The organism is Rossellomorea sp. GCM10028870, from assembly GCF_042666755.1.
Classification (GTDB): Bacteria; Bacillota; Bacilli; order Bacillales; family Bacillaceae_B; genus Rossellomorea.
This window is the reverse complement of record NZ_JBHTGN010000001.1, coordinates 173,460-187,117: the sequence shown is the minus strand read 5'-3', so window position 1 is coordinate 187,117 and position 13,658 is coordinate 173,460. Positions and strand designations below refer to the sequence as shown.

Below are 13,658 nucleotides of genomic sequence, written 5' to 3'. Positions count from 1 at the left end.
TCAGTTTCGCTTAATAAATTCGATTAACTCTTTTTTATCCCACGCATTGATCACGGATTCTTTTTTGATCCAGCCTTTGCGGGCCGTTCCAATCCCTATCTTCATAAATTCGAGGTGATCAGTGCTATGAGCATCTGTGTTAATCACCAATTTCACATTCTGTTCTTGGGCTTTTCTGATATTTTCAGCAGACAGATCCAGACGATTGGGGTTTGCATTAAGCTCCAATGCCGTACCGGTTTCTTTCGCCAGCCGGATAAGAAGATCCATATCTACGTCGTAGCCTTCTCTTCGTCCAATGATTCTCCCAGTGGGATGAGCGATGATATCCACATGGGCACTCTTCAGGGCCGTTGTTAACCTTTCCATGATCTTTTCTTGGGACTGTGAAAAACTCGAGTGAATCGAGGCAATCACAAGGTCTACTTTTTCAAGGATGTCATCATCATAGTCCAATGTACTATCAGGAAGGATATCCATTTCGATTCCTGAAAGGACTTCTATATCATCATACTTTTTGTTTATTTCCTTTATCTCATCTATTTGCTTGAGTAATCGTTCCGTTGTCAGCCCATTTGCCACACGTAAGTACTGGGAGTGATCTGTGATGGCCATATATTGATATCCTTTGGCTCGGCAAGCCTCTACCATTTCTTCAATCGAAAATGCCCCATCCGACCAGGTGGTGTGCATATGAAGATCACCCTTTATATCTTCTAATGTGATAAGGGAATAATCCTTATGGAACTCTTCCACTTCTTTCCCATCTTCCCTCAGCTCAGGCGGGATCAGGGGCAAATCAAAATGGTGATAAAATTCTTCTTCGCTTTTAAATGTCTTTACCTCACCGGTTTCACTATTCTCGACGCCATATTCACTGATTTTCTCACCGCGTTCTTTCGCCAGCTGACGCATGCGGACATTATGGTCCTTTGATCCGGTAAAATGGTGAAGGGCCGTAGCAAATTCTTCAGGCTTCACGATTCGAAAATCGATGCTTACATCCCAATTATACGAAAGAGTAAGTGATACTTTCGTATCTCCTGCCGCAATGGTCTCAACGATATTGGGCAACTTCAACAGCCCTTCCTTTACCTCTTTGGGGTGCTCTGTCGCCAAAATGAAATCAAGGTCCTTGATGGTTTCCCTCATTCTTCTTAAGCTTCCCGCTCTTGAAAAAGTTTGGATGCTGTCCATGCCGAAAAGAAAACCTTCAATCTCCTCAGCAATCCCATTCATAAAAGCGATCGGCAGACGATCAGGTCTTTTTCCGACCTGTTCGATGGAGGCCAGGATCTTCTCTTCCGTCTTCTTACCGAAGCCTGCTAAACCTTGTACTTTATTTGCTTTACAAGCTTCCTCCAGATCTTCTATATTTTCTACCCCGAGTTCACTATAAAGCTTGGCAATTTTCTTTCCACCTAAACCAGGTAATTGAAGAAGGGGGATCAATCCCTTTGGAACTTCTTCCTTTAACTCTTCAAGGACAGAAGATGTGCCTTCGTTTATGTATTCCACGATTACTCCAGCCGTTCCTTTGCCTATTCCGCTCAGCTTCGTAAAGTCACTGATTTCCTGTAAGCTCCGGTCATCATTCTCAAGTGCAGCCGCCGCTTTTCGATAGGCGGATATTTTAAAAGAGTTTTCGCCCTTCAATTCCATATATATCGCAATTTGCTCTAATAATTTTATAATATCTTTTTTATTCAAGAGATTCACCCTCTATCTTAGAATTAACGATTAGGATCCTTTATGCTTCCCAGTCCCCAGCAAAAGCAAAACGACTCCATTTATATAGTAGCAAAATTGGTTTAAAAAGAAAAAAGACTGACATATAAGATGAACATTTTTCGTTAAGGTCAGCCTAACGAACCTGAGTTCCATACTTATAGTCAGCCCCTTCTTTAGGCTACATATTCAATCCACCAAGATTTCACCATATCAGAGAAAACAGGAGTATGTTTCACCATCGCTTGTGCGATAAACGAGTTATTAATGAATGCTTGAACCGACTCGATCGGCAATAATACGGCAATAAATAATAGAATAAAAATCATTAAGTATGCTTCTATAAAGCCTAATACTCCCCCGCCAAGAACATTCAACTGCTTCAGGAGAGGAAGATGGGCAACGAAGTCCAGCATCGATCCAATGATTTGCAGAATGATTCGCACCGCAAAGAATATCATGGCGAATGCAATTACCCGGTAATATGCTTGATCTAAATTCGTCGATTCAAAAATCATATTTAACGTGGATTGCTCGTCCAGAACAGGATAAGGAATCCATAAAGTTAATTTTGGTGCAAGCTGATCATAATATATGTATGCTACAATAAAAGCAACAATAAATCCGAATATGTGGATGACCTGCAAAATGAATCCACGTTTCAAACCTATTAAAAATCCTATCACCAGGATGATTAACAAAGCTAAGTCCAGCATCTTATTTTCAATCCTTTAATCGTTTAATTTCTCGTTCCAGCTCCTCGAACTTTTCTTGAAGTTTGAGATAATCATTCACGGCATTCACCGCTGTCAGAACGGCAAGCCTGCCTGTGTCGAGAGAGGGATTCATGGAGTTGATTTCTCTCATTTTGTCATCCACTTTCGAACAAACAAAACGGATCTGACTTGTTGATTCAGTCCCAACAATCGTATATTGTTGACCATATATGTCTACAGTGGTGCGATTTCTTTGTTCATCAGACAACCTGAAAGCCCCCCATTCATAAGAATCCTAAACATAATCATACCACGAAATCTTTTGATTTTGGAAGGAATTTGTCATATAAGCTCACATTTTTTATAATACTCAAGAATTTTGTCATAAGGAGAGAGAAACTTGGCTAATACCGTCATTCAAGCTAACAAAGAAATGATAGAGAAAATGAAACAGCATTACGGAAACGTATTAACGGACAAACTGCCCCCGGGTGCCGTTTTTGTAGCAAAGCCTTCCGGCTGTACGATCACGGCATATAAATCGGGGAAAGTGTTGTTTCAGGGATCTAATGGAGAAGGAGAATCAAGTCAGTGGGGCAGCAGTGAACCGCCAAAGGTGAAGTCACCTTCCAAGGGAACGACGACACTGCCTGAAAACTTTGCCCAATGGTCTGTCATCGGATCCGACGAAGTGGGTACAGGCGACTTTTTCGGACCGATCACTGTGGTGAGTGCTTACGTGAAGAGGGACCATATTCCACTCATGAAGGAGCTCGGAGTTAAGGATTCCAAAAATTTATCCGACCCTCAAATCATCAAAATTGCAAGGGATTTAATTTCAGCAATTCCGTATTCATTGCTCATTCTGCACAACCCTAAATACAATGCCATGCAAGAAAAAGGAATGACGCAGGGGAAGATGAAGGCCCTCTTGCACAATCAGGCGATCCTGAATCTGTTAGAAAAAATGGACCCGGAACTACCTGAAGGAATATTGATTGATCAGTTTGTTGAAAAGAATACATACTACAAACATGTTTCTGCACAAAAGAAAATCCAAAGAGATCGCGTGTACTTCAGTACAAAAGGTGAAAGCATCCATCTAGCTGTAGCCGCAGCATCGATCATTGCCCGTTATGCCTTCTTAAAGGAAATGGACAAATTGAGTGAAAAAGCCGGTGTCGAAATACCTAAAGGTGCCGGTAAGCATGTAGACGTTGCAGCTGCGAAAATCATCAAACGTAAAGGGATTGAAGAATTAAAGTCTATGACGAAATGGCATTTTGCCAATAGTGAGAAGGCGATCAGGTTAGCCAGGAAATAAATAAAATCCCCATCGGTTATTCCGGTGGGGATTTCTATTTGGATGGTCGTGTTATCTTGGATTCAGCCGTTGAATTATGAACGATATTTACCTGTTGAAATTCCCGGAATATTCTCCTGTTAAAATCTCTTGGATATTCGCCTGTTAAATTCACTTCAATATTCACCTGATTAAATTCCCTGGATATTCTCCTGTCAAAATTCCTTGATTTTTTAACAGGCAAAACCCTCTCCAAACAGCAAAAAGGTGCCAGACCATTGTCTGACACCCTTACACTTTAAGCCGTATTATCCTCTCAACTCGGCTCCTGCTTTTGCTTTCACTGTTTCCAGTACTTTATCATGTACTTTGACTACTTCCTCATCCGTCAATGTCTTCTCCGGATCGAAATACTTCAAGGAGAACGCTAAGGATTTCTTGCCTGCTTCCATATGCTCCCCTTCATAAAGATCGAAGACTGAAACTTCTTTCAGAAGCTTGCCTCCAGCTTCTTTAATGATGGTTTCCAGCTCCCCTGCTTTCACATTTGTATCCACTACAAGGGCGATGTCTCTCGTGATCGATGGATGACGCGGGATTGGCGTGTAGCTTAATGCCGGCTTTTCGTAATGGAAGATTGGTGATGCCTTCAGTTCGAACACATAGGTTTCGTTCAGGTCCAAGTCTTTTTCCGCTTCCGGATGAATCGCTCCTACAAATCCGATGACTTCATTGTCCAATAGGATTTCAGCCGTTCTTCCAGGGTGCATGCCTTCTATCGCTGCCTGGCGGTAAGTAATTGCGTCAGAAACGCCGATTTCTTCGAACAGTCCTTCAAGGATACCTTTCGCTACGTAGAAGTCAGCAGGCTTTTTCTCTCCCTGCCAAGGATGCAAATGCCAAAGGCCTGTCATAGCCCCTGCAATATGCTCTTCTTCCTTAGGAAGCTCTTCTCCTGGTTCCTGTAAGAAAACGGATCCCACTTCATAAAAGGCAAGTGAGTCATTTTGTCGTGCTTTGTTGTACGAAAGCACTTCAAGAAGCTGTGGAATGATGCTTAATCGTAGATTGCTCCGCTCTTCACTCATTGGCATCAATAAGCGTACAGGCTCTCTTACGTCCAGTGCATATTGTGTTGCTTTCTTATCATTAGTTAAAGAATACGTAATCCCCTGCAGGAGGCCTGCTCCCTCTAAATAACGGCGAACCGTACGGCGTTTCAACTGATGATTTGAAAGTCCGCCAGGTGTTGATTCTCCCTTAGGCAATGTCAGCGGAAGGTTGTCATAACCGAAAAGACGTGCCACTTCTTCAAGTAAATCTTCAGGGATGGTAATATCCCCCCGTCTTGTAGGAGCCGTTACAACAAACGTTTCTCCATTGACTTCTACATCAAATTGAAGTCGACGGAAGATATCTTCGACTGTGTCAGCCGAGATGGACGTTCCCAGTGAAGAATTGATTTTTTCTAACGTAATCTCTACTTTAACAGGCTCAACTTCAAGTTCGTTAAATAATACCGTTCCTTCAAGCACTTTCCCCTGTGCATATTCGACCATCAGTTGGGCAGCTCTCTCCCCTGCTTTCAGGACACGATCAGGATCGACTCCCTTTTCATATCGTGTGCTCGCTTCACTGCGCAGTCCGTGATCTTTGGAGGCTCCCCTGACAATCGCCCCGGTGAAATAAGCCGCCTCAAGAAGGACAGTCGTTGTATCGTTTTGGACCTCAGAATTCGCTCCACCCATCACTCCTGCAAGAGCGACCGGCTCCGTACCATTCGTAATGACAAGCTGGCTGCTTGATAAGGTTCTTTCTGCATCATCCAGTGTGACGAATCTCTCCCCATCAGTCGCACGGCGGACAAGGATCTCCTTCGAGCCCAGGCGGTCGTAATCAAATGCGTGAAGAGGCTGACCATATTCCAATAGTACATAGTTCGTAATATCGACTACGTTATTATGTGGTCGGATCCCGGCTGAGATCAACGCATTTTGCATCCATAATGGAGATGGACCGATTTTCACATCTTTGATGATTTTGGCACCGTATAGAGGGTTATCTTCTTTCGCCTCTACTTTTACCGATACATAATCCGATGCCTTTTCGTTTCCTTCGGTTAGCCCCGTTTCAGGAAGCTTTACGTCACGATCCAAAATGGCTGCTACTTCATACGCCACTCCCAGCATGCTTAAGCAATCCGAACGATTAGGTGTTAAGCCCAATTCCAAAATCGCATCATCAAGATTCAATATTTCAACTGCATCTCTTCCTACTTCAGCATCATCTGAGAACACATAAATTCCCTCTGCATGTTCTTTCGGTACAAGCTTTCCTTCTACGCCAAGCTCTTGCATGGAACAAATCATCCCGTGAGATACTTCACCTCGAAGCTTCGCTTTCTTGATCTTGAAGTTACCCGGCAGGACCGCTCCAACCTTTGCGACAGCCACTTTTTGACCCTTCGCCACATTCGGTGCTCCGCAAATGATTTGGACAGGTTCTTCTTCCCCTACATCCACTAAGCATTTATTTAATTTATCCGCATCAGGATGTGGCTCACATTGTAATACATGGCCGACGACCACATTTTTGATTTCTTCCCCGATCCGTTCAACACCTTCAACTTCAATCCCGCTTCTTGTAATCTTCTCTGCTAACTCTTCAGGTGATACACCCGTTAAGTCTACATAATTTTCTAACCATTTATATGAAACAAACATGTGTTAGTACCTCCTACCGATTTTCTTTTACTCTTCTGTTCCGAACTGAGTGACAAAGCGCGTGTCGTTTGTGTAGAAATGACGGATATCATCGATTCCGTATTTCAGCATGGCAATACGTTCAGGTCCCATTCCGAATGCGAATCCTGTATATTTCTTTGAATCAAACCCTGCCATTTCGAGTACGTTCGGGTGAACCATTCCTGCTCCAAGAATTTCGATCCATCCAGTTCCTTTACATACACGACAGCCTTTTCCACCACAGATTTTACATGAGATATCCATTTCGACTGAAGGCTCTGTAAACGGGAAGAAGCTTGGGCGCAAGCGGATTTCCCGGTCTTCGCCGAACATTTTCTTCGCAAACACATTTAGCGTTCCTTTCAAGTCACTCATGCGGATGTCTTCATCGATGACGAGTCCCTCGATTTGAGTGAATTGATGTGAGTGTGTTGCGTCATCTGTATCACGACGATACACTTTCCCTGGACAAATAATTTTAATTGGTCCTTTGCCTTTGGCCAGTTCCATCGTTCTTGCTTGCACCGGAGAAGTGTGAGTACGCAGAAGGGTTTCTTCCGTAATATAGAAGGAATCCTGCATGTCCCGGGCCGGGTGTCCCTTAGGAAGGTTCAGTGCTTCAAAATTATAATAATCCTTTTCCACTTCCGGTCCTTCAGCAACGGTATAGCCCATTCCGATAAATAAATCTTCAATTTCTTCCACAATCATCGTGAGCGGATGATGATTTCCCTTTTTAACAGGGCGCCCCGGTAATGTAACATCGATCGTTTCAGATTGAAGCTTCTTTTCAACCGCTTCTTTTTCAAGAATGGCCTGCTTCGCTTCAAGTGTTTCTGTAATGGCTCCACGAACTTCATTCGCAAGGGCCCCCATTTTTGGACGTTCTTCCGCTGAAAGTTTTCCCATTCCTTTTAAGGCTTCAGTTACGGGTCCTTTTTTACCCAGATAAGCTACACGGATATTGTTCAGTTCTTTTAAGTCCTGTGCTTCGTTCACTTTTTCGATTGCTTCTTGTTGAAGGGATCGTAATTTGTCCTCCATATATACTTCCTCCTTTAATGTATATCGTCCGAATGATCCTACTGGATTGGTTTAAAAACAAATAAAAAAACCCCATCCCAAAAAGGGACGAGGTTTATATCGCGGTACCACCCTTATAAGTATATCCCATGGTTATTTTGCTTTCGCAAAAAGCCTTATAGGCAGACATACTCACTTCATTCGGATAACGGCTTTGCCGGAGCATCTTTACATTCATCAAATGAATGGTCCCGATGCCAACTCGAGAGGTGAAATCTTCACATCATGCTTTCTTAAGAATGCTTACAGTCCAGGGCATCCTCTCCCTTGAAGAAGGTCATGTGCTACTTTCCTCTTTCAACGTTTTTTAAGTTATATGTGCATTATTATAGTGAATTCCCAGGCAAATTTCAAACCTTTTCAAGAAATTCACTGCCCATTTTTAAAATAGTATAATAAAACACCCGCAGCGATCGCTACATTTAATGATTCACACTTTCCGTAGATAGGAATGTAAAGGTTTTGATCGGTCTCCCTTAAGAGCTCCTTCGACATGCCATTTCCTTCATTTCCTACGATGAGGGCATAAGAAGATTGTGGCTTTATCTTGGTATACTCCACACCATTTTCAAGAGCCGTCCCATACACGGGAATGCCGCGCTCTTTCAGTGCTGAAATGGTTTCAGGCAGTTCTTTTCTGACGATAGGAATATGAAAGTGACTTCCTTGTGCAGAGCGTAATACCTTAGGATTATAAGGATCAACTGTCCCCTTTCCCAACACGATCATATCAATGCCAGCTGCATCAGCTGTTCGAATGATCGTCCCGATATTCCCCGGATCTTGAAGTCCGTCTAAGAGCATGAGCGCTTGTGCTTTCTCAATGTCATGCTCATCTTCTTTTTGCTTACATACGGCGAAAACTCCTTGTGGTGTCTCGGTATCGGTCAAAGCTTTACCGACCTCTTCTGATACCATCGTCATGGTAACTGAGTCTACTGTCCATTTCTGCGGCAGATCAATTCCTTCCACAAGGATGAGTTCAAGAACAGTATCTTCTTGCTTTAATGCTTCTTCCACTAGGTGAAAGCCTTCAACTATGTATGTACGAGTGAGGTCTCGTTCTTTTTTGGTTAATAATTTTTTCCACTGCTTCACAACAGGATTTTTCGAGGATTGAATATACTTCAATCGTATCCGCTCCTTTAGGTTACTATTCAAGGTCTCATTATACCTTAACTTTCCTACATAATAAATTCAATTTGAGACAAGATAACAATGAATTCCTCAACCTAGCAAAAAGGAGAAATGTGTGATGAATCTTAACTTACGAAAAGCAATCATACACAACGTATCTGGCAACAACCAGGACGAACTGAGAGACACCATCGTCGATGCAATCCAAGGCGGAGAAGAAAAAACCCTCCCTGGACTGGGTGTACTCCTTGAAGTCTTCTGGCAAAACGCAGATCCCCAGGAACAAAAAATGGTCCTCGAAACATTAGAGGAATCATTGCAACAGCAACAAACACAGTAAGAACAAGGGCGACCCTTTCTAGGGGTTGCCCTTGTTTTTTCCTTCCCCATTATAAATTTTTCTCCAGTTTTGTTTTAGTATTACTCTTTCAGTGGTAATGAAAACATACAAAGGTAAACGGAAGGGGAAACGAATGTATGAACCAAAAGAAAAGCGCATTATTGATCATCGATATGATTAATACTTTTGATTTCCATGGTGGAGAGAAGTTATACGAAAACACTCTGGAGATTGTAGATAATATCCGCGGACTCAAGAGGAAAGCGAAGGATTCGGGCATTCCGGTCATTTATGTGAATGATAACTACGGTCTATGGCAGGACAATATGAATGACATCATCGAGCACTGCAAAATGAAAAAAGGAGAAACCGTTATCGACAGACTTCACCCTGATACAGATGACTATTTTATCATCAAACCGAAGCATTCGTGTTTTTTTGGGACGCAACTTGATATCCTGCTTCACCAGCTGGATGTAGAACACCTGATTTTAACAGGAATTGCAGGGGATATCTGTGTGCTTTATACCGCCAATGATGCCTATATGAGGGAGTATGAAATATCGATACCGAAGGATTGCATGGCCTCAGAAACAGACGAGGACAATGAGAGTGCCATTCGCATTATCAAAAAGACAATCGATGCTGACATGACCTTATCGGAGCAAATGACTTTTTAATGGCAGATCTACTTTTTTCATAAACAAGAGACCCTAATCGAATAGGGTCTCTTCATTTCAATCAATCAAATGTAATCTTCGCCACTGTATCTTTATCTAACTTCTTGATAACTTCTGTAATCAGTTTAACCGCGTTCTCATAATCATCGCGATGCAACATTGCTGCATGGGAATGAATATAGCGGGTCGCAATGGTAATCGATAAAGCAGGAACTCCGTTTGCCGTTAAATGAATCGCACCTGAATCTGTACCACCACCAGCAATGGCATCAAATTGATAAGGAATGTTATGCTCATCCGCTGTACTTGTTACAAAGTCACGAAGTCCTTTGTGTGAAACCATGGATGCATCATAAAGGATGATTTGAGGGCCTTCACCCATTTTACTCGATGCTTCTTTATCAGAAACACCAGGTGTATCTCCGGCAATTCCAACATCTACACCAAATGCAATGTCAGGCTGGATCTTAGATGCTGACGTTCTCGCTCCACGCAGGCCGACTTCTTCCTGCACTGTTCCTACACCATATACCACGTTTGGATGCTCTTGACCTTTCAGGTTTTTCAGTACATCAATGGCAATCGCGCATCCTATGCGGTTATCCCAGGCTTTCGCAAGAAGCATTTTTTCATTGTTCATCACCGTAAATTCGAAATGAGGGACAACCATATCCCCTGGCTTCACTCCCCACTCCTGTACCTCTTCACGGCTTGAAGCACCGATATCAATAAACATATCTTTAATATCAACAGGCTTTTTACGAGCTTCCGGAGGCAGGATATGTGGTGGTTTCGAGCCAATTATACCCGTTACTTCTCCTTTACCCGTCACAATCGTCACACGCTGGGCAAGCATGACTTGTGACCACCAGCCGCCTACTGTTTGAAAACGCAGGAACCCTTTGCTGTCGATTTGAGTGATCATGAATCCAACTTCATCAAGATGACCGGCCACCATGATTTTAGGTCCGTTCTCATCTCCGACTTTTTTAGCAATCAAGCTTCCAAGGTTATCTGTTGTCATTTCATCTGCAAATGGCTCTATGTATCGCTTCATTACGTTTCGTACTTCTCTTTCATTTCCCGGCACACCTTTTGCATCAGTTAAATCCTTGAGCATTGTCAATGTTTCATCTAATTTCGCCACTGTTTCGACCCCCTAAATGTTTATACACTCTCATTATACTAAAACCTGTCCGATTCATCAAAATTTCCTGAATCTTCTTTACTATCCAGCAGCAGATGTCACGGATCAATATCCTTCTTTTTGACGATTATAATTCACTTCATTCTTCTTTACATAAGCATCAAATACCTCTTCATGAGAGAACCCTAACAGCTCACCCAAATACACATAATGCCTGAACAATTGTTGAAAATGCCCAACGGAACGCTCTTCAGCAAAATGATTGGCCGCTTTGAATACTTCCAGGAATTGTTTCGTGACATCTTCATTTCCGTAATTGGTTTCCCCTAAATCAAATTGCTGGATGCCGATTTCAAGTCCCAGTGATAGGATGAAATGGATTCCATCTACAAATTCTTCAAGGATCACTTCCTTTGATGAAGATGATTTCTTACTCCAAAACTTAAAGCTTCTTGTTTCATTTGCCAGTTCCCCAACTTCTACAAGCAGGGCAAGGATTTTCTTTTCAATTAAATCTGCGTTTTGCAATCCGTGTTCTTCTTCAATATGCTGATCCAGCTTCTCCTGCATATCCAATAACTTTTCAATATTCATGACGTTTTCTCCCCTCATGATGCCTATTATATTTCTGATGTTCTCTCTTAGTATGACAAATTTTCAAATAAATTTTAAATAAAATGAAACCTTTTTCTGTTTTTATCGTAAATATTAGGAGAAGACTTATGCCTAGGGAGGTAATGGTAATGCTTTGGCTTATTCGGTTAGTGATTTTTTTCATTATTCTTTATCTATTATACCGCAGTGTGAAATACATTATGGACCCAAAGCGAAAGCTGGAACTTGCCCAGGAGCAGAAACGTTTTTACTTTCTCGATGATCAGGAAAATGTACGTAAGAATTTCCACGTGACGTATAAAGGAGTTCTATTTGAAGGAGAAAAGTATTTAGGGGCAACAGAAAAATCCTTCGAGGTGGTTTCCATCTTTGTTTGGTCAAAAAACATCTCTTCTTTAAAGGGATTGACTCAAGAAGATTTTCAATACCTTCAAAATGAAATTAAAGAAAGATACCCTAACGCAAAGCTGGATTGGAAAAGTCCGATCCGTGAATTCCTTCAAAGAAAGCAGTAAAAAAAAACGGCTGGCCAGCCGTTTTTTATTTACCCGGAAAGAACTCTCTCCATTCAATCACTCTTACTTTTTCTCTTAGAAGATAAAATAGGACGATGAGTGCCAGGAAAATCATAACGAGAATAGGAGGGGAAAATTGTTTGATGTATTGACCGAAAACCGTGTAAAAAAACGCCAGGGGAATATTGGAAATAACAGAGGCCCGGATGAAAGGTTTAAGCTTTTTCTTGCGTTCAAGTAAACAAAGGTTCAACAACTGATAATGGACAAAAGGAATTAACCGCAGTATAGCAATTTGACCGGTTGTGAGAGTAGCATTCCTTCCAAACCATTTTTCCTTCAGTCTCAGAAGCTTTTCATAGAAAGATGTAAAGCTCTTTATAACAAAGTAAAAAGTAATGGATAAGAGCGTCAATCCGATTAATGAATACAGAGTGCCGAATATGCTTCCGAATAGCACTCCTCCCGCCATACATACAAGGGCTACCGGGATAAACAAAAATTGCCTCAGGATATGAAACAAGATAAACAGAACAGGAGCCATATATCCACTAGCTTCCATGAGGGCGAATGCAGCAACTAACCGTTCGTCCATGGCTAAGGTGACCTCCTTCTGCTTTTCTAAGCTGTTATAGACACTCTCTATATAGTATGTAATGAAGACGGGTTAAAGAATGAAAATTTTTCTATCTACAATTTAGTATTCAGCCAGATAAAAAGCAGACTATGAAGCATGACGAGCAGCGGAAACCCGAAAGCGAATACTTTATGTTTCGTTTTATGTCTGTATACCTTCATTCCCATATAGGCGCCGATGCTGCCTCCCAGAATCGCGACCTGCCACAATGTATTCTCTTTTATGCGGTATTCATTTCGCTGAGCTTTTCTTTTATCTCTGCCCATGATGATAAAACCGATGATATTGATGACAATGGCATATAGATATAAGATACCTGTTAATGTACCCATGATTTCTACCTGCTTTCCAATGAGATTTATATAAGAAAGGACCGGCCAGGGGCCAGTCCTTTTTGTCTGCTAACTTAGCAGTTTATTATTTGTTTAGTTGAGCTTTAGCAGCGTCAGCTAATTGGTTGAATGCTTTTTCGTCAGAAATCGCAAGCTCAGCAAGCATTTTGCGGTTTACTTCGATACCAGCAAGCTTTAATCCGTGCATTAAACGGCTGTAAGAAAGACCGTTCATACGTGCAGCCGCATTGATACGTGTGATCCATAGTTTACGGAAGTCACGTTTCTTTTGGCGACGGTCACGATAAGCATACATGTATGATTTCATGACTTGTTGATTTGCTACTTTATATAAAGTGTGTTTTGAACCGAAATAACCTTTGGCTAATTTAAGAACTTTTTTACGACGTCTGCGTGTTACTGTTCCGCCTTTTACGCGTGGCATAATAATTCCCTCCTGTTTCTATTACTCTTATTTTAGGTTGTCAAGCATATGACGAATGCGTTTGAAATCTCCTTTAGAGACAACAGCCGCTTTACGTAGCTTACGCTTTGCTTTAGTAGATTTGTTTGCGAATAAGTGGCTTGTGTAAGCGTGTGAACGTTTAAGTTTACCAGAACCTGTTTTCTTGAAACGCTTAGCTGAGCCGCGGTGAGTTTTCATTTTTGGCATGATGCTTT

Annotated in this window: 16 protein-coding genes; 4 read left to right on the top strand and 12 right to left on the bottom strand. The window is 41.9% G+C overall.

Going from position 1 to position 13,658, the window contains the following annotated elements; all coding sequences use genetic code 11:
- From polX to zapA, 3 genes are all read right to left on the bottom strand, one after another.
- Window positions 1–1,710, bottom strand: coding sequence for a DNA polymerase/3'-5' exonuclease PolX (gene polX / locus ACFQWC_RS00960; protein ID WP_299738900.1), 1,710 nt, complete (start codon window positions 1,708–1,710; stop codon window positions 1–3).
- A 194-nt stretch (window positions 1,711–1,904) separates the two neighbouring features.
- Entirely contained in the window at window positions 1,905–2,444 is a 540-nt protein-coding gene (locus ACFQWC_RS00955; RefSeq protein ID WP_299738902.1) for a CvpA family protein, read from the bottom strand.
- Window positions 2,445–2,451: 7 nt separating this feature from the next.
- Window positions 2,452–2,712: a cell division protein ZapA gene (gene zapA / locus ACFQWC_RS00950; protein ID WP_299738905.1), complete on the bottom strand. Its 261-nt coding sequence runs from the start codon at window positions 2,710–2,712 to the stop codon at window positions 2,452–2,454.
- 132 nt (window positions 2,713–2,844) lie between these two features.
- Between zapA and rnhC the strand changes: the two genes are divergently transcribed.
- Window positions 2,845–3,768: a ribonuclease HIII gene (gene rnhC, locus ACFQWC_RS00945; RefSeq protein ID WP_299738907.1), complete on the top strand. Its 924-nt coding sequence runs from the start codon at window positions 2,845–2,847 to the stop codon at window positions 3,766–3,768.
- Window positions 3,769–4,055: 287 nt separating this feature from the next.
- Here the strand turns inward: rnhC and pheT are convergent, their stop codons facing one another.
- From pheT to ACFQWC_RS00930, 3 genes are all read right to left on the bottom strand, one after another.
- On the bottom strand, window positions 4,056–6,470 hold the full coding sequence (gene pheT, locus ACFQWC_RS00940) for a phenylalanine--tRNA ligase subunit beta (RefSeq protein ID WP_377105664.1): 2,415 nt from the start codon (window positions 6,468–6,470) through the stop codon (window positions 4,056–4,058).
- 27 nt (window positions 6,471–6,497) lie between these two features.
- A complete protein-coding gene (pheS, locus tag ACFQWC_RS00935; RefSeq protein ID WP_113969564.1) occupies window positions 6,498–7,535 on the bottom strand; it encodes a phenylalanine--tRNA ligase subunit alpha in 1,038 nt (345 codons plus the stop codon).
- A 408-nt stretch (window positions 7,536–7,943) separates the two neighbouring features.
- A complete protein-coding gene (locus ACFQWC_RS00930; protein WP_299738914.1) occupies window positions 7,944–8,705 on the bottom strand; it encodes a TrmH family RNA methyltransferase in 762 nt (253 codons plus the stop codon).
- 124 nt (window positions 8,706–8,829) lie between these two features.
- Between ACFQWC_RS00930 and sspI the strand changes: the two genes are divergently transcribed.
- Entirely contained in the window at window positions 8,830–9,051 is a 222-nt protein-coding gene (gene sspI, locus ACFQWC_RS00925) for a small acid-soluble spore protein SspI (RefSeq protein ID WP_113969566.1), read from the top strand.
- A 137-nt stretch (window positions 9,052–9,188) separates the two neighbouring features.
- On the top strand, window positions 9,189–9,731 hold the full coding sequence (locus tag ACFQWC_RS00920) for a cysteine hydrolase family protein (RefSeq protein WP_299738921.1): 543 nt from the start codon (window positions 9,189–9,191) through the stop codon (window positions 9,729–9,731).
- Between the two features lie 61 nt (window positions 9,732–9,792).
- On the opposite strand, the gene ACFQWC_RS00915 is transcribed toward ACFQWC_RS00920, so the two are convergent.
- Together ACFQWC_RS00915 and ACFQWC_RS00910 are read right to left on the bottom strand one after the other, a co-directional pair.
- Window positions 9,793–10,878 carry a M42 family metallopeptidase gene (locus ACFQWC_RS00915; RefSeq protein WP_377105661.1) on the bottom strand — a complete coding sequence of 362 codons (1,086 nt, stop codon included), beginning with the start codon at window positions 10,876–10,878 and terminating at the stop codon, window positions 9,793–9,795.
- A gap of 105 nt (window positions 10,879–10,983) precedes the next feature.
- Window positions 10,984–11,472: a dUTP diphosphatase gene (locus ACFQWC_RS00910; protein WP_341356698.1), complete on the bottom strand. Its 489-nt coding sequence runs from the start codon at window positions 11,470–11,472 to the stop codon at window positions 10,984–10,986.
- A gap of 149 nt (window positions 11,473–11,621) precedes the next feature.
- Here ACFQWC_RS00910 and ACFQWC_RS00905 point away from each other — a divergent pair, with 149 nt between their 5' ends.
- A complete protein-coding gene (locus ACFQWC_RS00905; protein ID WP_299738929.1) occupies window positions 11,622–12,008 on the top strand; it encodes a sigma-w pathway protein ysdB in 387 nt (128 codons plus the stop codon).
- 25 nt (window positions 12,009–12,033) lie between these two features.
- On the opposite strand, the gene ACFQWC_RS00900 is transcribed toward ACFQWC_RS00905, so the two are convergent.
- The 4 genes from ACFQWC_RS00900 to rpmI form a co-directional block, all read right to left on the bottom strand.
- Window positions 12,034–12,603 (bottom strand): TVP38/TMEM64 family protein, encoded by a 570-nt coding sequence (locus ACFQWC_RS00900; protein WP_299738930.1) that lies wholly within the window; start codon window positions 12,601–12,603, stop codon window positions 12,034–12,036.
- 95 nt (window positions 12,604–12,698) lie between these two features.
- Window positions 12,699–12,977, bottom strand: a complete 279-nt coding sequence (locus ACFQWC_RS00895) for a DUF1294 domain-containing protein (RefSeq protein ID WP_299738932.1) — start codon at window positions 12,975–12,977, stop codon at window positions 12,699–12,701.
- Between the two features lie 85 nt (window positions 12,978–13,062).
- A complete protein-coding gene (gene rplT / locus ACFQWC_RS00890) occupies window positions 13,063–13,422 on the bottom strand; it encodes a 50S ribosomal protein L20 (protein ID WP_034757014.1) in 360 nt (119 codons plus the stop codon).
- Between the two features lie 27 nt (window positions 13,423–13,449).
- On the bottom strand, window positions 13,450–13,650 hold the full coding sequence (gene rpmI / locus ACFQWC_RS00885; protein WP_032087387.1) for a 50S ribosomal protein L35: 201 nt from the start codon (window positions 13,648–13,650) through the stop codon (window positions 13,450–13,452).
- Window positions 13,651–13,658 lie beyond the last annotated feature (8 nt).